Genomic DNA, 18,335 nt, shown 5'->3' with positions numbered 1-18,335 from the left:
TTCTTAACATACGCCATTTTTCCTCAACTATACCAGAAAACGCTAAATTTAAGGAGTGATTGGCAAACTTATTTACTGTCACACCCGACAAAGTCGCTTTTTATCTCGATGTTTTCTTCAAACATACGCAAAAAAAGAACGACACCGAAAGCATCGTTCCATTTCTTATTACATCGAACCTTTGAAGATCGATGTGTTTTTAGCAAAGTAATCGTAACCTGAATAGATTGTAAAGAATAGGCAGATGTACAACATAATCTGATCCATTGGAATACCAATAAAATTGAAGGGAACATTATTTAGATAAAGCAATACGATTCCTACCATTTGTGTCGCTGTCTTAATTTTTCCAGGCATGGCTGCAGCCATAACACCGCCGCCCTGCTCTACGATCAATAAACGCAAACCCGTTACTGCTAATTCACGACAAACGATGATAGCAATCACCCATGAAGGGGCTTTGCCTTGCTCTACTAAAATAATGAAGGCTGTCATCACGAGCATTTTATCCGCTAACGGATCCGCGAACTTTCCAAAGTTCGTGACTAAGCCGCGTGCTCTGGCAATTTTACCATCTAGATGATCCGTGTAGCTGGCTACCGCGAAAATTATCGCTCCGACTAGCTGGGTCACCGCTAAACTCGTATTTCCGATTTGTAATGTTCCCCAGTCCCATGGGGCTAGAACAACGATCATGAACACTGGAATCATAAAGATTCGAATGACAGTCAATTTATTGGGTAAATTCATTGTTGTTTCCTCCTAATTCTATTTACGCATCCCTTTAAGATGCATAGGCTATATTCAGAGTTACGTTCTTTTGCTGTAACGAATCTCCTGGTTGAAAATCAAGGCTTTGATCATTCACTTTGATTTCAGCATATTTCGCCATACCGACCGTAATGACTGCTTGAGCAGCATCGGCGGGTAATTCGGTTGTTTGTGATTCTCCTGGTTGTAACGTATATTGATACGTCAAAGCGCCGTTGATCTGCACACCAACCCAGACACGTTCCTTTCCGGTAAAAGTGAGTTTTAACGGTTTTTCCGCATTGTCCACCTTCATCGTTGCCGCATTCGTTGCATTGTTCTCCATTGCAAATGCCATCTTAGGCTTCTCCGTTTTTTTTGACGATTCCGTCGTTGGTTCCGGTTTTGATGACGAAACTTTTTCTGCCGAAGAGGATGAAACATCCGAACGTTCAACTTGTACAGAACTGTTTTCTGGAATAATTGCAGTTTCTTGATGGTCCAACCAAGTTATGTAGCCTACCACAGCAATAATCGCTAACGCCACAAGACCTAAAACGACCATCGGCATTGTTGCTCTAAATCGAGCACGGGTAGGATTTTCAGCGTGCTTATTTTTTCTAAGCTCATCCACGGTTTCCAATTCCGGATAGCTGGGCAACGGTCGATCTTTGCCATCCAGAACATCGATCAAATGATTGCCGTCAAGCTTTACCTCGTCAGCATATTGTCGAATAAACGTCCGCAAATAATAATCGCTTGGCAGTTCTTGAAAGTCATTTTCTTCAATTGCCAGCAAATAACGTTTTTGGATTTTCGTGCGCTGTTGCAGTTCATCTAAACTGATTTTTTTATCGATACGGGCTTTGCGTAGCGTTTCTCCAATATTAATACTAGCCACTTGATTCTCTACTCCTAATTCATAGTAAGGTATTCATTTTTTTTACAAAAAATGAGTTTGTTTTTCATCACGTATATCATCCAACTAAACTGTTCTGACTTTATTTTGAGTTTACACATGATTTTCTTCTGCTTTTTGTTGACTGGCAAAAGTTGGACTGACATCCTAATTCATAGTAAGGTATTCATTTTTTTTACAAAAAATGAGTTTGTTTTTCATCACGTATATCATCCAACTAAACTGTTCTGACTTTATTTTGAGTTTACACATGATTTTCTTCTGCTTTTTGTTGACTGGCAAAAGTTGGACTGACATCCTAATTCATAGTAAGGTATTCATTTTTTTTTACAAAAAATGAGTTTGTTTTTCATCACGTATATCAGCCAGCTAAACATTTTGGGGGTTAACTTCTGATAAACTGATTTCTTGCTGCTATTCCATCCAGCCGCCGGCGACAGGTAAAATGATTCCTGTTGTATAGCTGGCTTCTTTTGAAAAGAGATAATTACAGGCCGCTGCTATTTCTTCAGGATCGGCTAAACGACCTAAAGGAATTTCTGCTTTCAACTCAGACAGCTCTTGTGGGTCCCAATGATCATTCATTTTCGTTTGCACAGCTCCCGGTGCCACCACATTTACAGTAATGCCTAATGTTGCCACTTCCTTGGCGTAAGCCTTCGCAAAGGCTTCTTGTGCACCTTTAACAGCACTATAGACAGTCTCCATGCTGCTGCCGCGGTGTCCATATACGGAGCCGATGAAGACGACTCGACCATTTTTATTAGCCGCAAGCTTACTCTGCAAGCTCTGCAGCAAAAGCAGAGGGGTCTTTAAATGAACCTGCCACAAAGCCTCCATTTGGTCTGCTTTGGTTTCAGGCAGCAATTCATAAAAGGTAAAGCCCGAAGCAAAAACGATCCCATCCACTTGAAATAATTGCTGTAAAAAATTGGGGATTTCCGCTTCCCTCAACATGTCTAAGGATACCATAAAAAAATCTTGCTGAGGATAACGTTTCTGTAAGTCTGAAACGAAATTTAAAACTTTTTCTTTTTGCTGATTGTAGTGGCAGTAGAGGGACCAGCCTTGCCCCGCCAGTTTTTCGCAAACGGCTTGCCCGATATCGCCGCTTGCGCCCATTACTAATGCATAAGGCATCTTAAGCCTCCTTCTCCATATAAAAGCGCGTAAAGGCCTCTTCCTGGATAAACAACTCGCCGGCCGCTAAAACATCCGCTAATTCGATTTCCTGAATAATTTCCGGCATATCAAACAAGGTCCATTCACCAAATAACGACTGAGTAAATTGGTTAGCAACATACTCTAAAGAATTTAAGGATTGGAAATATTTTCCCAACATTTTTTTCTTCAGTAACGCTAAATTCTCTTCATTGATCTCTGGATCAGTCGCAAAATGCAACAAAATTTCAGTTAAACGATCGGCTAATTTTTGCGGTTCTTCACTATCTCCGCCAAAATCCGCAAAGTAAAAACTACGGTCCATTGAGAATTCATACCCGAAGCTGTCATCTAACAAGCCCTCATTGTACAAGCGCAAATAATTTTGAGAAGTCGTTCCAACTAACATTTGGAATAGCAAATCCATCGATATTTTAAAGATCAAACGCTGCTTGTCATCTGCAGGCAGCTCTGCCAGCCCTTTCACACCTACAATTGCTTTTGGCATTGTAATCGGCATTTTTTCTTCACTAAGCTTGATGATTTCCTCTGGCGTTTCTTGTGGGAAGCGACGTTGAATAGGTTCTGGCGCCTCAAAGGTCTTTTTCGCTTGATTGTCACGAATAAAGGCCATTAAGGACTCTGGCTCCAGATTTCCAACAACAAATAGCGTCATATTGCTAGGATGATAAAACGTATTGTAGCAAGTGTACAAATCCTCTGCAGTAATTTCTGCAATAGACGCGACTGTTCCAGCAATGTCAATGTGCAGCGGATGCTTTGGATACATGTTTTTTAAAATAGCGAAAAACTGCTGCCAGCTTGGATCATCCTGATACATTTGAATTTCTTGACCAATGATCCCTTGTTCCTTTTGTACCGATTCTTCAGTAAAATACGGCTCTTGAACAAAGTCTAATAGTGTTTCTAGGTTCAACTCCAATTGATCCGTCGTTGAAAATAAATAGCTGGTTCGAGTAAAACTGGTAAAAGCATTCGCCGATGCTCCTTGTTCCCCAAACTTTTGGAACACATCACCGTCTTCTTTTTCAAACATCTTATGCTCTAAAAAATGAGCGATACCGTCAGGAACTTTAACATACTCTGTTCCGCCACGGGGCACAAATTCATTGTCAATTGAGCCATAATTGGTACTGAACAGCCCATATGTTTTGTGATACCCAGCTTTCGGCAGCAAATATACCGTCAAACCATTCGGTAAAACTTCTTTATATAGTGTCTCATTGATTTTTTGATACGCTACTTTATCCATTTTGACGTCCTCCATCTAAAAAGAAGATCGCTTGAAGACGAATTTTTTTCGCGACGTTCTGAACATCTTTTGGTGTCACTGCCGCCAAACGTCTCAGCCATTCTTCGTCTGTCAGCTTACTTTGCGGCAGCCATTGTGCCAAGTAAGTTGTCTCAATCGTATTTTGCATACTGTCCAAGCCCAGCAGATAATGATTTTTCAGCATGGCTTTGGTTTGTTGAAAAGCCAACTCGGTAAAGTTACCAGCCTGCAGCTCAATCAACTGTTCATCGATCAACCGTAAAACTTTTTCACGATTGTTGCTATTAATCCCCGTTTGCACTTGTAAATAGCCACGGAAGGTATCAAACGAACTAGAGGCATAATAGGCTAAGCTGGCTTTTTCCCGCACATTCATAAAGAGCTTGGAGTGTGGAAAGCCGCCGAACAGGCCATTAAAGACCAACAATGCAAATCGATCTGTATCCTCATAATAAATATCTGTCCCATAGGCCAAGTTCAATTTACCTTGTGTGACGGTTTCTTGGATCTGTTGCTCACGGATAACATTATCATTTGTTTGGTAGTAATAAATTGCTGGGAAGCTCTCCTCCCGATCTACAAACGGTAGTTGCTTAAACAAAGCTACCATCTCTGCTTCTTCCACGTCACCGATCACAAACAGATCCACCTGATCTTCAGTGATCGTTTCATGATAATAAGCTGCTAAGCCTTCATTTGTCTCTTTTTCTAAATCAGTAACCGTCCCAAAACTTGGGATTTTTTGTGCCTCATCCGTAAAATAGGTCTCTTTGATTTTCAACGAAGCCATTGTTTGCTTGTCTTCCTGTAACGTTTCAATATAGCTTCGCAGATTTTCCTTTTCAAGCTGAAAGGTCTGTTCATCAAATTTCCCATCGTGGATATTTGGATGGAATAAAACCTCCTGCAGAAAATCCATGGCAGCTGGCAACAGCTTCGGATCATCTACATACTTCCCGTTTACAATGCCTAAGCCGATGTCCAGCCAATGAAGATTTCCTTTGCGTCCAACATTCAAGCCAAAGCTGGCTCCATACAGCTCAGCCAACTGTCCGCTTAGTTTCGTCTGATCAGGGTAACGCAAAGAACTGGTTTCTAATAGATTAGCTAACAAGGCACGTTTAGTCATGATGTCCTTTGTTAAACGAGTCGTTAATCGTCCATATAATTGAATGGTTTTGTATTTTTTTGTTGGAATGACGTGCAGACGCACGCCTTTTTTTAGTTCAATCATCACAAAGCTCCTTATTTCTTATTTTTTGCAGAAAATTAAGGCTGATATTCCTGTGACAGAATATTCAACCAGAGGTTTGCCTATTTCAGGCTAATTTAAAAAATTTCAATTTATTCTCGTATGGTTTCGAGCATATCACGAAAGGAAAAAAGAGACGAATCTCCACTATTATCATTAAAGATAATTATAGCACAGGAACAGTATAAGAACTGAATTCGGACATAGCTCCTAGTCCCTTTTATTTCTAATTTTTTTCTTCTTTCGCTATACTGAAAATAAGGACGAAGAGAGGAGTGACACAATGTTTAAAGAATTTAAAGAATTCTTGATGCGGGGCAATGTCATCGATCTCGCAGTTGGTGTAGTTATTGGTACTGCCTTTACTGCGATTGTGACAAATGTCGTCAACGGATTGATCACGCCCCTAGTGGGATTAATTGTTTCCTTGTTTACGAAAGGAAAAGATTTGAACGAAGCCATGTCTGTTTTAGATTGGACACCTGTTAAGGGAGTTACCTTTGCCTTTGGCGACGTTGTCAGCGCATTGATCACATTCATTATCACTGGTTTTGTGCTATTTTTAATCGTTAAAGCTGCCAACAAAGCAAAAGATGCAACCAGCAAAGAAGAAGCTGCTGAACCTGAAGAAACGGTTCCTACAGCTGAAGACTACTTAGCGGATATTCGTGATCTATTAGTCGAACAAAACAAGGCGACTCGAGAAGATTTCGAAGACAAATAAAAACCATGGAGCAAGCGCTCCATGGTTTTTAAATTGCTTCTGTTAAAAATTCGATCTCTACTGTGCGAGTCAATACATCGGAATAGCTGTATGAAACACGTTCGAAAGAATTTTCTTCTGGGTCCAAATCAACTACAAAAACGGAAGGATAAGTCTCTGTTAGGATTCCTTTTCGTTGTGTTTGACGCTTGCGTCCCGTCTGAGCTACAAGCATAATCGGAGCACCAATACGATCTTCCAAGTTTTTCTTGATAGTCGCTAAAGTTGTTGGCATACAGTTCACCTCAACATATATTATAGCACAAATATAAAACTTTTCAATGTTATCATAAGATAAAAAAATTTGCAAATTCTTATTTGTTTAATAGGAAGGATTCCTGTTGTGTTATTCATCTAATTCATATATTTTTTTCTTGATCTTATTCTTCGTCCGATTCAGTGCGTTATGAATCGCTTTTTCTGTTTCATTTAACTGCTGCGCGATGTTTTTGGTTTCTTCGCCTTTCAGGTAAGAATGCAGCACCCGTAGCTCTAAAGGAGAAAGGACAACTTCGCCCGTCAGAATCATCTCACTGATAAACATCGTCTCCTCTAAAAACTCGTGATAATAAAAACGCTCACTAAAGGTCTCCGGTCCAACCTTCTCAATCGATACAGCCTGTTGCTGTGCCAAACGCTTTTTGGCCTGTTGACGGCGTAAAAGGGAACGGACTCGATTTTCAAAAATCATTTTGTAGTACAAACCGAATGTCGTTCCACGATTTTTACGGTAGCTCTGTATAGCATCATTTAACGCAATTCGTCCTTCTTGCAACCAATCATCGAAATCAAAATCGCGTATCTTGTAACGATTCTGCATACTGTACACAACGGGAATATATTGATTAAACATTTCTTCAAAGGCAACACTATCAAATGGTTCTGATTTTTTTAGTTCTTCCATTCCAAAAGACACCCCTCTCACAAGTAAAAGCATACACTTTGTCTAAAAATGAGAGGAGTGTTAAAAGGATATTTATTTTTTTCGACTTAATTCGTCCAATTTTTGCGACAATTTTTGCAATTGTTCATTATTCCAAGGAGAATTTCGACGAAAATTTTTAAAATGCGTATCTTTAGTATCACCAGTTATCAAAGCTTCTGTCTCCTGAACGGTCTTGTACAGCTCACGCGCAGAAGTCCGCAAAGCTCCCTGAGAAAAAATCGTCCATTGCTCTGCTAAATCACTCGTCGCTACCGTTACCTGTGTCAACCGATCATTTAATTCGCCGGCGATTCGCTCAATGTAGCTGTCGGCCGTTTCGTCCTCTTTAGTAAAGACAACTGTTAGCTGATATTTTTTATAGCTTTGAGTGATACCAGGTACAAACTGAGCATCAAACACTACAATCGTCTCAAGCCCTTGATATTTTGCAAAGTTCGATAGACGAAACAACAAGGCTTCCCGCGCTTCTTCTAATCGATCTTGATTTTTCAAGGCTGTTAATTCTGGCCAGGCGCCGATCATGTTATACCCATCAACGATCAATAATTGTTTCTTCATTACAGCTCACTTCGCTTTCGGAAGACCTCATACATCAGTAATCCGGCAGCTACGCCCGCGTTCAAACTTTGAACATGCCCAGTCATAGGAATCGTCAGCATTTCATCGACTTCCTTCTTCAGACCAGCACTCATGCCTTTTCCTTCGTTGCCGATGATCAAGGCAATCGGTCCAGAAACCTTCCACTGGCGATAGTCTGTTCCAGCCATATCTGTCCCAAAGATCCAGTAGCCCGCATCCTTCAGCTGTTTGATGCTTTGGGCTAAGTTCGTTACTCGAGCGATTGGTACATATTCCACCGCGCCAGTCGAAGCCTTTGTCACTACAGGGGTGATACCGACTGAGCGATGCTTCGGAATGATCACACCAGATACCCCGCTGGCATCTGCCGTTCGCAGAATCGATCCAAAATTATGCGGATCCTCCAAACTATCTAAAATCAGTAAGAAGGGGGCTTCTTCAGCAGCCGTTTTTGCCAACAGCTCCTCTAACGTCAAATATTCATAAGGCGTTATGCCTAGAACGATCCCTTGGTGGACGCCGCCATCACTTAACGTATCTAATTTTTGCTTGGGCACCCACTTCACCGGAACTGCTTGTTCCTTTGCTAACCTTTTTAATTGATCGATCTTCTCGCCATGTGCATCCTCTTGTAAGAATAATTTATTCCCTCGACCAGCCTGCAGTGCTTCGACACTCGCATGATGACCGAAAACAAAGTTATTTTCTTCCGACTCAGTCACATCAATCGATTCTTTGCGACGGTCTTTCGAACGATCATTTTTTCGCTGATTGCGCCGATCATTTCCACGTCGTTGTTTTTTATCCTTCATTTGCTTCGCCCGCTTTCTCTAAACACCACTTGATCAATTCTTCCAGTCGTTCTTTTTGCTCCAACAGATGCAGATAGCCCATCAAGGCCTCAAAACCTGTGGACATTCGATAGGTCATGATATCTGTATTTTTAGCCGAGGTATAGCTTTTAGCGTTTCGTCCACGCCGATAAATCCCCTGCTCTTCTTCTGTCAGCATACCATCTTCGATCATTTTTTGGATCAACATTGCTTGAGCTTTCGCCGAAACATAATGTGTTGCCATGTGATGCAGTTTATTCGGGCGTGTTTGTCCTTCTCGAACTAAATGATCCCGCACGTAGGTTTCATAGATAGCATCGCCAACATACGCCAGTGCCAGTGCGTTTAATTGTTTATAATCTGTCATTATGCTCGTCTCCAACGGACGCCTTGTGGGGTGTCTTCTAAAATAATTCCTTGCTCTTTTAATTGATCACGAATTTCATCACTGCGGGCAAAGTTTTTGTCTTTGCGGGCTTGGTTTCGTTCTTCAATCAATTGATCAACCTCTTCGTCCAATAGACCTGCCGTTTGGAAGACAATGCCGAAAACGCCCAACATCTTCGTAAATTCCTCCAATGCTGTCGTTAGAACTGCTGCTGAAACCTGCTCCTGCTCGCTATAATGATTCAACCATTTCGCCACTTCATAAACGACGGTGATTCCATTAGCCGCATTGAAGTCGTCATCCATTTCTTCAATGAAGCGATCTTTTAGTCCTTGAAGCTCAGCGATTCTCGTCGGATCGTCAGCCAATTCCGCGACTGCTGATTCTTGTCGGAACGTCGTATTTTCAAACGCTGTTCGTAATTTTTGTAAGTTCGCTTGCGCATCCTTCATGGTTGCTTCACTATAGCGGATTGGGCGACGGTATTGCGTCGTTGCCATGAAGAAACGCAAAATTTGCGGATCAATTTCTTTCACCAAATCATGCACTGTCACAAAGTTTCCTAAAGACTTGCTCATCTTCGCATCGTCTTCTCCAATCGTTACATACCCATTGTGCATCCAATAATTAGCGAAACGCTGTCCAGTTTTCGCTTCACTTTGAGCAATTTCATTTTCATGATGGGGAAATTCCAAATCCTGACCACCGCCATGAATATCAATCGTATCACCTAAATGCTTGGTCGCCATTACCGAGCACTCGATATGCCAGCCTGGACGGCCTTCACCCCAAGGAGAATGCCAAGAAATCTCATCTGGCTTCGCACTCTTCCATAAAGCAAAGTCCAAGGGATCCTCTTTGATCGCTTGCTCTGCGCCAGTTCGTTGACTCGCGCCAACCTCCAGCTCATCAATAGATTGATCGCTTAATTCCCCATAGTGTTCAAACTTACGTGTTCGATAATAAACATCGCCTTCAGCTTCGTAAGCATAGCCTTTTTCAATCAGCGCTTCGATGAACGCCAAAATATCCGGAATATGGTTGATGACGCGCGGATGAAGAGTCGCTGGCTTCACATTTAGCGCAGCAGTATCTTCTTTGAAGGCCTCAATGAAACGATCCGCCACTTCTGGCGCTGAGATTGATAATTCTTTCGCCGCTTTGATGATTTTGTCATCTACGTCTGTAAAATTCGATACATAGTTTACCTCGTAGCCGCGGTACTCAAAATAACGGCGAATCACATCAAAGGCGATGGAACTACGGGCATTTCCAATATGGATATAGTTATATACTGTTGGTCCGCAAACATACATGCGAACTTTATTTTCTTCTATTGGTTGGAAAATCTCTTTCTCTCGTGTCAATGTATTGTGTATTTTAATCATGTTGAACCTTCTCCCCTTTTACTCTAACTACTCTTGCCGGAACGCCTACCGCGGTCGAGTCCGCGGGTATATCCTTTAAAACGACCGCTCCTGCGCCGATCTTCACACGCTCGCCAATCTCTATAGGACCTAATATCTGTGCGTTCGCCGAAATAAACGCTCCCTGACGTACCGTCGGATGTCGTTTCCCTGTATCTTTTCCAGTTCCTCCTAATGTTACCCCATGAAATAATACGACGTCACGTTCAACCTCCGCTGTTTCACCGATCACTACACCCATTCCATGATCAATGAAGACTCCGGGAGCGATTTTGGCACCAGGATGAATCTCGATTCCTGTTAAAAACCGCCAAAACTGCGAATGAATCCGTGCTAATAAAAACCAACGGTGCCGATAAAGAAAATGCGAGAACTTATGAAAGAATAATGCGTGAACACCTGGATATGTAAGGACTACTTCTGCGCCAGTTCTGACTGCCGGATCATTGCGTTTCGCCGCTGCGATTGCTTCTTGCCACCATCCCATTTACCTCAACTCCTTTATTTTCCTATTGTCAGAATCCATTCTATCGAACTCTGACAACTTTTTCATTTTGTTCAAGTTTACTGACTTTCTTCGTTTTCATTAGTTAGCTGCCTATACTGCGAAAAGCGTAACTCGCAGCTAATTTGTTTTTAAGTATCAACTTTTTCAAAATGCAAAAAGTTCGTTTGATGCTCATTACGCATACCATTCCACTAACTTGCTAAAGCAAGAAGTGGAACTGGCAGCTAGCACCTTTTGGATGACATCCTTTTTCCAAAAAACAGAAAAAGGATTTTATCGTTGCCTCGCATACGATTCCGCTAAACATCTCATTCTCAGATTAGTCAAGAAATCTTATTTAATTTCTTGTACACTATAGAACTGCGAAAAGTGTAACTCGCAAAAAAGCGTCTTTTGAGTTTCCTCAAAAGACGCTTCTACGTGGTCCCACTTTTGTTTGCAATGATGCCTTGAAACAGGTAACGTCTGTGAACCGTCCTTGGCTACGTATCGCCAAGGCCACTCGGAGATGCATTTCGCAAGTGTTGATTTGACTGCTTCCACCTCCCGCAGTCTCTCTGAAAAATCGTCGCTTGCTACTTCTTCTCTTCTATGTGTTTACATTACTTGATCTAAATGTGCTAAGGCTTTTTCTTTGCCTAATAATTCAACGGTTTCTGGTAATTCTGGGCCATGAACCATGCCGCTGACTGCGACCCGGATTGGCATCCATAGATTTTTCCCTTTGATACCCGTTTCTTTTTGGACCGCCTTGATTGCTGCTAAAACACTTGCAGCATCTACCGTTTCTAATCCTTCTAGCTGTGCCTTGAAGGCTGCTAATACAGTCGGTACGCCTTCGCCTGATAAAACTTCTTTCGCAGCATCATCAAGCTCTAAATGGTCTTGGAAGAATAAGCTAGAAACCTCTGTGATTTCCGCCGCATAGCTCATTTGTGGTTGATACAAGCTGACTACACGTTTCACCCAAGCTTTGTGTTCTGGTGTTGGATTTTCTTCGACTTTACCAGCCTTGATCAAATAAGGCAAGCACAAGTCTGTTAATTTATCCAAATCCATCGCTTTGATGTAATGGTTATTGACCCATTCTAATTTCTTTTGATCAAAGGCTGCAGGTGATTTACTCAAGCGTTCCGTATCGAAAATCTTGATCAATTCATCCTGCGGGAAGATTTCGTCTTCGCCCACTGGTGACCAGCCAAGTAACGCGATAAAGTTGAACATCGCTTCTGGCAGATAGCCTAATTCACGGTATTGTTCGATAAATTGCAGAATGCTTTCATCCCGTTTACTTAATTTCTTGCCTGTTTCTGTATTAATGATCAACGTCATATGACCGAATGTTGGACGAGGCCAACCAAAGGCATCATAGATCATCAATTGTTTCGGTGTATTGGCGATATGATCATCTCCGCGTAAAACATGCGTGATTTTCATCAGGTGATCATCTACTGCAACCGCAAAATTATACGTCGGCATACCGTCACGTTTTTGAATGATGAAATCGCCGCCGACATTGTCAGATTCAAAGCTGATTTCTCCTTTGACCATATCGTCAAACGTGAAGCTCGTATTGCGAGGAACGCGGAAACGAATCACTGGCTCTAGCCCTTGTGCTTCTTTTTCTGCTTGCTCTTCAGGTGTTAAGTTGGCACATTTACCTGAATAATGAGGCATCTCGCCGCGAGCACGCTGCGCTTCACGCTCTGCTTCCAATTCCTCAGATGTGCAGTAGCATTTGTAGGCTAAGTTACTCATTAATAATTGATCAATTAACGGTTGATAAACATCGCGTCGTTCAGATTGACGGTAAGGGCCGTATTTCCCAGGATTTTCTGGTGATTCGTCCCAGTCGATTCCAAGCCAAGCTAAGTTTTCCAGCTGGCTTTTTTCGCCGCCTTCGATATTTCTTTTTAAATCGGTGTCCTCGATTCGAATGATGAATTCTCCATCATTGTGGCGAGCAAATAGATAATTGAACAATGCTGTTCGGGCGTTTCCGATGTGTAAGTGTCCTGTTGGACTTGGTGCGTAGCGCACACGAATTTTCGACATATAGTAGTTCCTCTTTCCCGCTTATTTAACAAATGAAAAACATTTGCTACTCAACACAAATTGTACAATCAATCCATTGTTTAGTAAAGCTGCACTCTTATTTTCCACCCTTATCATGAGTGTAATCTAACTTTTTCTCTGGTGAATCGTCCTTGATGTTACGGCTTGAATGTGCGGGCTTCGCAAAGATCATCCGTCCAGCCGCTGTTTGCAGAGCACTTGTTACAACGACTTCTATGTGTTCATTCATATAATGCTGTCCATCTTCAACAACGACCATTGTACCGTCATCCAGATACGCGACCCCTTGCTGACGTTCCGTTCCAGCCTTCACAACCAAGACATTCATGTTCTCACCTGGGATCACTACAGGCTTCACAGCATTTGCCAACGCGTTGATATTCAAGACTGCGACATTTTGGAATTCAGAAACTTTGTTCAAGTTATAGTCATTTGTTACGATCACGCCATCCAGCAATTTAGCCAATTTGATCAATTTACTGTCGACTTCGCTGATATCTTCGAAATCTCCATCATACATTTCAACAGCGATGCCTTCTTCTTTTTGCAATGAGTTTAAAATGTCCAACCCGCGGCGTCCCCGTACACGCTTCAAGCTGTCACCAGAATCGGCAATGTATTGCAATTCATAGAGGACAAAATTCGGGATCATCAAAACGCCTTCTAAAAAGCCGGTTTTCGCAATATCATAAATTCTTCCGTCAATGATGACACTAGTATCCAAAATTTTATATTTATGGAAATGATCATCGGCTTTACGTTCTAAAACTTCGCCTTCATTTGTTTCAGATTTTTTGCTTCGGCCGCTGAAGAATTTTTTCAATTCATCGATCCGCGTCGTTCCCATCCGAAAGCCTAGATAACCCAATAACAGCATGATCAAAATCGGCAAGCCGCTGTTAATGAACGGGATCGGAATCTGGTACAAAGGCGTCGTCCCGATCAATCCAAGGGTCAATCCAAGGATCGCACCTACCACTCCAAATAAGATATACGTTAAGCTCAATTCATTTAATTGTTTTTCAATTCTTTTTACACCAACTGTGATTGGTTCCACGATAGCCAAAGAAATAATATAAAAAATAATTGCACCGATCAGGCCATTCGTTAGTGAATTATTCAACCACATGTTGTCTGCATAACCAACCGCTGTCCACGCTATGGGCAGGAAAGTAATTCCTAAACTAATTCCAACGAGTAAAACGATTACTGTCAACACACGTTTCTGCATGCCATCCCTCCTAAATTCTAATAGTTATTTTTTTGAATAAAGGGCGTGCCGGAAAATCTCTCCGGCACTGCCGCTTATTAACGAAATACTTTTCTTAAGGTTTCCCCTAAGGTTGCCACAGGAACCAATTCGATTCCTTTTGGCGGTTTCCAATCGCCCATATTGTTCTTAGGCAGATAGATTTTTTTGAAGCCCAATTTGCTAGCTTCTTTCACCCGCTGCTCAATGCTATTGACCCGACGAATTTCACCCGTCAAACCAATTTCACCGATAAAGCATTCGGTGGCTTCCGTGCCATTTTCTTTGTAGCTGGAGGCAATCGCCACAGCCACCGCTAAATCAATGGCCGGTTCATTTAATTTTACCCCGCCTGCCGCTTTTAAGTAGGCATCTTGATTTTGCAGCAGCAACCCGGCGCGTTTTTCCAAAACAGCCATGATCAAAGAAACACGGTTGAAATCTAGGCCGGTCGTTGTGCGCTTCGCGTTGCCGAAAACAGTGGGGGTTACCAATGCCTGTATCTCAACCAGTATCGGACGGCTGCCTTCCATGGCAACCACGATTGCTGATCCGGTCGCCCCTTCTAGGCGTTCCTCTAGGAAAACCTGTGAAGGATTGGCCACTTCGACCAGCCCCCGTTCTCTCATCTCGAAAATTCCGATTTCATTAGTGGAACCGAAACGATTTTTTACCGCTCGTAAGATTCGAAAGCTGTGATGCTTCTCGCCTTCAAAGTATAAAACAGTGTCCACCATATGCTCCAGCATTCGCGGACCTGCGATATTTCCCTCTTTGGTCACATGACCTACGATAAAAATCGCAATGCCGTTCGTCTTCGCCAGCTTCAATAGCTCTGCGGTGGTCTCCCGAACCTGGCTGACCGAGCCCGCTACACTAGTGATATCTGGTTGTGTCATGGTTTGGATCGAGTCGATGATCACATAATCCGGCTTCAGATTTTCAATCGTTCGGCTGATTTCTCCCATGTCTGTTTCCGCATATAAATAAAAATCTGTCTCACTTGATCCCAGGCGCTCCGCACGCAATTTTATCTGCTGCGCACTTTCTTCTCCAGAAACATACAAAACTGTGCCGCCGGTTGCCGCTAATTGATGGGATACTTGCAATAGTAAGGTGGATTTCCCAATACCTGGGTCCCCACCGATTAATACCAATGAACCTGGAACCACTCCGCCGCCAAGAACGCGATTCAATTCAGCTAATTCTGTCTGAACGCGCGTTTCCTTTTTGAAGACGACATCCTTTAATTTGGTAGGTGTCGCACGCTCTCCGGTTAAACTGACACGGTTGCGTCGATCTTCGGGATGATTTTGCTCAATCTCCTCTACCATCGTGTTCCAATTTCCGCAGTTAGGACAACGCCCTAAATACTTAGGCGAAACATAACCACATTCTTGGCAGATAAATTGTGTCTTGGATTTTTTTGCCAAACCCTTCGCCTCACTCATTTAATTGATTCGTTATTTCTGATCGGATGAACCAAAGCCGCCTGTTCGCTCCGCTTCGGCCACATCATTATCGGCTTTTAGAAACGGCAGGAATATCCCTTGACCGATCCGTTCGCCTTTTTTGATTTGTACGTCTGTCAAACCAAAATTTGAAAACTGGAACATAATATGCCCTTCGTTGTCCGGGTTATTATAATAATCGCTGTCAATCACTCCAACCCCATTGCTTAGCGTCAAGAAACGCTTCAATGGATTGCTGGAACGGTTTGCCAGCTGTAAGTATTCATCTTGTCCCATATAGGCTTTGATCCCTGTAGGAACCAATACGGGTTTAACAATTTTTTCAGATACCTCAGATCCTTTTGTAAAATGCTGAATGACTTGTTTCCAAATCGCTGGAATCACGATATCCTCTGCAGCCTCAAAATCATAGCCTGCCGCATTTTTTGTCGCCCGTTTTGGCAAGTTGATTTGTTTATCCTGGTAAGCTGCTGTTACTTCAAAACCACGTTTTCTCATTGTAATCTCCTTTAGTTCTTTGTGCCTGATTTGGCTCGTCTGCCCAGTTATTTATTTCGCAAGAAACGTGCGAAATAAATAAGCGGACATCCTTTGTGAAATATATAGCTATTCTACCATAGAGCACGCTTCTGTTCGAAAATCTTTTACGAAAACTCTATGGAAATTTAATGAATTTTTTTCGCTTTATTTTAATTCTCGCTGATTCGTTCATCCAAAGCTGGCAAACGGTTGATATACATCTCAATACGTTTTGCATAAGAAGGACTCTCCTCATACGTTTTAATCTGTTTCTGCAGCGTTTTAAGATCATCTGTCACAATGCCATTCACATTTAGTGAGATCATTCGATCCATCGAATCGGCATCATTGACTGTCCAAGCATAAACATCCTTATCTTCTTGATGCGCCCGTTGAACAAAATCCCCTGTCAAGGTTGTTTCTTCCATTGTATAAGCATTTGCTGGTGTCTGGGGGAATACTAAATTATAAGGCAAGACATAACTGACATACAACTTTGGTGCCTTCTCCTTCAATTCAGTCACTACGTCATAATCCAACGAATGAATCCGGTGATGATGGGTCAAAATATTCTGTTGATACTTTTCAATAAAGTTCTCCACCATCTCTTTAGAATCTGACGAATTGGTTTTGATCTCAATCAATAGTTTTTGCTGATGTTCATTGGCAAAGGCTAAATAATCATCAAAGCTCGCAATCGGTGCTACATGTCCATTTTCCACAGCTTGCAGGTCTTGAGCCTCACTCAGTGTCAGGTCATGGGTGGTTTTGTCACGCCCAGTCAACTTCCGGAAGTTTTTATCATGAAAGACGACAAATTGATGATCTTTGGTTTCTTGAACGTCCATCTCGATATAATCGGGCTTTTCTTTAATGGTCGCGGCCATTGCCGGAATCGTATTCTGTACCCCGTTGCCGTTGTCTACTCCCCGATGAGAGATCGTTAAAGGAATGGAATCCGCCAACCCTGTCAGATACAACACATTGCTTAGCAACGTTGTCCCACCTAAAAAGACAAACAAAATGGCGGCTGCGATACGTGTCCACAAGCTTGGACGGATCAAACGTAACGGACGCTCGCCGCTAATCACCAGTGGATAAAACTTTTGAACCAAGACACTAAAATACAGCACCGTCGCCCATGCCAGCATCAATTGACTGAAAAGCTGGATACTCGTTAGTGTGATCATCGCACCGATTGCAGGAAATGGTTTAGGCAACAAATCCAAAACGACCTGTAGACCATAGCTTAGACCGTAGCCGAGGTACGAAACAATGGTTAAAAATACGGTCAAAATAAATATACGCCAAGCATAATGCCAGTATCGGTGATGGGTCAACGCCAGACTCTTTTCAACCGCTTGTTTCGGCGGTTCATCAGAAAAAATCATTAACGGCAGAACAAACAACAGTCGAATTCCGATATATGACACCACAATAGAGGCAAGAATCAATAACAGAAGAAACAATAGGTTTTCACTTAAATAATCTAAAATAAATACTGGGATCGTCACTTTGCTTAATAAAGGGGTCCGGAAAATGGCGTTGGCAAAAGGCAGGATCAGTACAAAATAAAAGAGAAAGAAAAAGAAAGTGGCCGGCCGTAAATGACGCATGTGATAGACTGATTGCTTAAACAGTGCCCATAACGAACGGTCTTCCTTTGTTTGAATACTTTTGATGCTGAATAGCTGAAACGTAAATTGCAGAAAAACCAAAGTTAACACGATGGCTAGCAAAACTAGTAAACCGGCTAAAACTCCCGGATGTTTCGTTAAAATCGTTAAAATATTAGTGCTAGATACATAAGGTATATTTCCTTGTTTTAAAATGAAGGCAATTGAAAATTGAACACACGGAATCACCAACATTTCTAATACGATATTGGTGCCAACAATCAAAAGAATGTAACTGCCCCAATGACGCAAAAATTCTCTTGAGTAAGTAAAGAAAAAACGCAGCGATGACATTTGATATCCCTTCCTTCAAATAAATAATGCAGGTAAATTTCTATAGGACAGTGAATTGCCAAAAATGATGCAAAGGCGAAAAACGAATTGGCAGCTAGCTCGGTTTGAGGAAATCATTTTTCTACAACCCAGAAAAATGTTTGCTATTTTCGTACGCATACCATTCCACTAAACATCTTGTCACTATAGCTCACTCTAACAATTGTTTCTGTTATCAACTTTTAAATAA

18 protein-coding genes and 1 other annotated feature are annotated in these 18,335 nt (G+C 42.0%); of the genes, 1 reads left to right on the top strand and 17 read right to left on the bottom strand.

All coding sequences use genetic code 11. The annotated features are described in order from the left end of the window. Window positions 1–168 precede the first annotated feature (168 nt). From pgsA to yfmF, 5 genes are all read right to left on the bottom strand, one after another. The gene (pgsA, locus tag RV13_RS11765) at window positions 169–750 is read right to left on the bottom strand and encodes a CDP-diacylglycerol--glycerol-3-phosphate 3-phosphatidyltransferase (protein ID WP_010747262.1); all 582 of its coding nucleotides are present in this window, start codon (window positions 748–750) and stop codon (window positions 169–171) included. Window positions 751–784: 34 nt separating this feature from the next. Beyond that, window positions 785–1,651, bottom strand: a complete 867-nt coding sequence (locus RV13_RS11760; protein WP_010747263.1) for a RodZ domain-containing protein — start codon at window positions 1,649–1,651, stop codon at window positions 785–787. Window positions 1,652–2,083: 432 nt separating this feature from the next. Beyond that, window positions 2,084–2,809, bottom strand: coding sequence for an elongation factor P 5-aminopentanone reductase (gene ymfI, locus RV13_RS11755; RefSeq protein WP_010747264.1), 726 nt, complete (start codon window positions 2,807–2,809; stop codon window positions 2,084–2,086). A gap of 1 nt (window position 2,810) precedes the next feature. After that, complete coding sequence (gene yfmH / locus RV13_RS11750; protein ID WP_010747265.1) at window positions 2,811–4,103, bottom strand: EF-P 5-aminopentanol modification-associated protein YfmH; 1,293 nt, start codon at window positions 4,101–4,103, stop codon at window positions 2,811–2,813. Further along, window positions 4,096–5,358 carry an EF-P 5-aminopentanol modification-associated protein YfmF gene (gene yfmF / locus RV13_RS11745; RefSeq protein ID WP_010747266.1) on the bottom strand — a complete coding sequence of 421 codons (1,263 nt, stop codon included), beginning with the start codon at window positions 5,356–5,358 and terminating at the stop codon, window positions 4,096–4,098. The genes yfmH and yfmF overlap by 8 nt, the downstream gene beginning before the upstream one ends. A gap of 301 nt (window positions 5,359–5,659) precedes the next feature. Here yfmF and mscL point away from each other — a divergent pair, with 301 nt between their 5' ends. Beyond that, the gene (gene mscL / locus RV13_RS11740) at window positions 5,660–6,100 is read left to right on the top strand and encodes a large conductance mechanosensitive channel protein MscL (protein WP_010747267.1); all 441 of its coding nucleotides are present in this window, start codon (window positions 5,660–5,662) and stop codon (window positions 6,098–6,100) included. A 28-nt stretch (window positions 6,101–6,128) separates the two neighbouring features. Here the strand turns inward: mscL and RV13_RS11735 are convergent, their stop codons facing one another. The 12 genes from RV13_RS11735 to RV13_RS11680 all read right to left on the bottom strand — a co-directional run bounded on the left by RV13_RS11735 (window position 6,129) and on the right by RV13_RS11680 (window position 18,106). Next, a complete protein-coding gene (locus RV13_RS11735) occupies window positions 6,129–6,374 on the bottom strand; it encodes a Veg family protein (RefSeq protein ID WP_010742697.1) in 246 nt (81 codons plus the stop codon). Window positions 6,375–6,485: 111 nt separating this feature from the next. Continuing rightward, entirely contained in the window at window positions 6,486–7,043 is a 558-nt protein-coding gene (locus RV13_RS11730; RefSeq protein WP_010747268.1) for a sigma-70 family RNA polymerase sigma factor, read from the bottom strand. Between the two features lie 72 nt (window positions 7,044–7,115). Continuing rightward, window positions 7,116–7,643 carry an NYN domain-containing protein gene (locus RV13_RS11725; protein WP_010747269.1) on the bottom strand — a complete coding sequence of 176 codons (528 nt, stop codon included), beginning with the start codon at window positions 7,641–7,643 and terminating at the stop codon, window positions 7,116–7,118. Beyond that, on the bottom strand, window positions 7,643–8,476 hold the full coding sequence (rlmB, locus tag RV13_RS11720) for a 23S rRNA (guanosine(2251)-2'-O)-methyltransferase RlmB (protein WP_010747270.1): 834 nt from the start codon (window positions 8,474–8,476) through the stop codon (window positions 7,643–7,645). Before rlmB ends, RV13_RS11725 begins: the two co-directional genes overlap by 1 nt. Beyond that, a complete protein-coding gene (locus RV13_RS11715; protein ID WP_010747271.1) occupies window positions 8,466–8,864 on the bottom strand; it encodes a Mini-ribonuclease 3 in 399 nt (132 codons plus the stop codon). Before RV13_RS11715 ends, rlmB begins: the two co-directional genes overlap by 11 nt. Continuing rightward, the gene (gene cysS / locus RV13_RS11710; RefSeq protein ID WP_010747272.1) at window positions 8,864–10,273 is read right to left on the bottom strand and encodes a cysteine--tRNA ligase; all 1,410 of its coding nucleotides are present in this window, start codon (window positions 10,271–10,273) and stop codon (window positions 8,864–8,866) included. Before cysS ends, RV13_RS11715 begins: the two co-directional genes overlap by 1 nt. After that, window positions 10,266–10,799, bottom strand: coding sequence for a serine O-acetyltransferase EpsC (epsC, locus tag RV13_RS11705; RefSeq protein ID WP_010747273.1), 534 nt, complete (start codon window positions 10,797–10,799; stop codon window positions 10,266–10,268). Before epsC ends, cysS begins: the two co-directional genes overlap by 8 nt. A 424-nt stretch (window positions 10,800–11,223) precedes the next feature. Continuing rightward, window positions 11,224–11,421, bottom strand: a binding site (T-box leader). After that, window positions 11,418–12,875: a glutamate--tRNA ligase gene (gene gltX, locus RV13_RS11700; protein ID WP_010747274.1), complete on the bottom strand. Its 1,458-nt coding sequence runs from the start codon at window positions 12,873–12,875 to the stop codon at window positions 11,418–11,420. It overlaps the preceding feature by 4 nt. 97 nt (window positions 12,876–12,972) lie before the next feature. Next, window positions 12,973–14,127 (bottom strand): PIN/TRAM domain-containing protein, encoded by a 1,155-nt coding sequence (locus tag RV13_RS11695; protein ID WP_010747275.1) that lies wholly within the window; start codon window positions 14,125–14,127, stop codon window positions 12,973–12,975. A gap of 77 nt (window positions 14,128–14,204) precedes the next feature. Next, entirely contained in the window at window positions 14,205–15,578 is a 1,374-nt protein-coding gene (gene radA / locus RV13_RS11690; protein WP_060789398.1) for a DNA repair protein RadA, read from the bottom strand. Window positions 15,579–15,608: 30 nt separating this feature from the next. Continuing rightward, complete coding sequence (locus RV13_RS11685) at window positions 15,609–16,115, bottom strand: dCTP deaminase/dUTPase family protein (protein ID WP_010747277.1); 507 nt, start codon at window positions 16,113–16,115, stop codon at window positions 15,609–15,611. A 191-nt stretch (window positions 16,116–16,306) separates the two neighbouring features. Continuing rightward, window positions 16,307–18,106: a glycerophosphoryl diester phosphodiesterase membrane domain-containing protein gene (locus tag RV13_RS11680; RefSeq protein WP_010747278.1), complete on the bottom strand. Its 1,800-nt coding sequence runs from the start codon at window positions 18,104–18,106 to the stop codon at window positions 16,307–16,309. Window positions 18,107–18,335 lie beyond the last annotated feature (229 nt).

The organism is Enterococcus raffinosus (assembly GCF_001886185.1).
In the GTDB taxonomy this organism is placed as follows: domain Bacteria; phylum Bacillota; class Bacilli; order Lactobacillales; family Enterococcaceae; genus Enterococcus_A; species Enterococcus_A raffinosus.
Note: the sequence above shows the minus strand (reverse complement) of the source record. Positions and strands in the feature narration are given on the sequence as shown.

What these genes read in the sequence shown, in the direction of transcription:
- pgsA (WP_010747262.1), bottom strand. Translation starts at nt 750, where the DNA reads ATGAATTTACCCAATAAATTGACTGTCATTCGAATCTTTATGATTCCA.
- ymfI (WP_010747264.1), bottom strand. Translation starts at nt 2,809, where the DNA reads ATGCCTTATGCATTAGTAATGGGCGCAAGCGGCGATATCGGGCAAGCC.
- yfmH (WP_010747265.1), bottom strand. Translation starts at nt 4,103, where the DNA reads ATGGATAAAGTAGCGTATCAAAAAATCAATGAGACACTATATAAAGAA.
- yfmF (WP_010747266.1), bottom strand. Translation starts at nt 5,358, where the DNA reads ATGATTGAACTAAAAAAAGGCGTGCGTCTGCACGTCATTCCAACAAAA.
- mscL (WP_010747267.1), top strand. Translation starts at nt 5,660, where the DNA reads ATGTTTAAAGAATTTAAAGAATTCTTGATGCGGGGCAATGTCATCGAT.
- RV13_RS11735 (WP_010742697.1), bottom strand. Translation starts at nt 6,374, where the DNA reads ATGCCAACAACTTTAGCGACTATCAAGAAAAACTTGGAAGATCGTATT.
- RV13_RS11730 (WP_010747268.1), bottom strand. Translation starts at nt 7,043, where the DNA reads ATGGAAGAACTAAAAAAATCAGAACCATTTGATAGTGTTGCCTTTGAA.
- RV13_RS11725 (WP_010747269.1), bottom strand. Translation starts at nt 7,643, where the DNA reads ATGAAGAAACAATTATTGATCGTTGATGGGTATAACATGATCGGCGCC.
- rlmB (WP_010747270.1), bottom strand. Translation starts at nt 8,476, where the DNA reads ATGAAGGATAAAAAACAACGACGTGGAAATGATCGGCGCAATCAGCGA.
- RV13_RS11715 (WP_010747271.1), bottom strand. Translation starts at nt 8,864, where the DNA reads ATGACAGATTATAAACAATTAAACGCACTGGCACTGGCGTATGTTGGC.
- cysS (WP_010747272.1), bottom strand. Translation starts at nt 10,273, where the DNA reads ATGATTAAAATACACAATACATTGACACGAGAGAAAGAGATTTTCCAA.
- epsC (WP_010747273.1), bottom strand. Translation starts at nt 10,799, where the DNA reads ATGGGATGGTGGCAAGAAGCAATCGCAGCGGCGAAACGCAATGATCCG.
- gltX (WP_010747274.1), bottom strand. Translation starts at nt 12,875, where the DNA reads ATGTCGAAAATTCGTGTGCGCTACGCACCAAGTCCAACAGGACACTTA.
- RV13_RS11695 (WP_010747275.1), bottom strand. Translation starts at nt 14,127, where the DNA reads ATGCAGAAACGTGTGTTGACAGTAATCGTTTTACTCGTTGGAATTAGT.
- RV13_RS11685 (WP_010747277.1), bottom strand. Translation starts at nt 16,115, where the DNA reads ATGAGAAAACGTGGTTTTGAAGTAACAGCAGCTTACCAGGATAAACAA.
- RV13_RS11680 (WP_010747278.1), bottom strand. Translation starts at nt 18,106, where the DNA reads ATGTCATCGCTGCGTTTTTTCTTTACTTACTCAAGAGAATTTTTGCGT.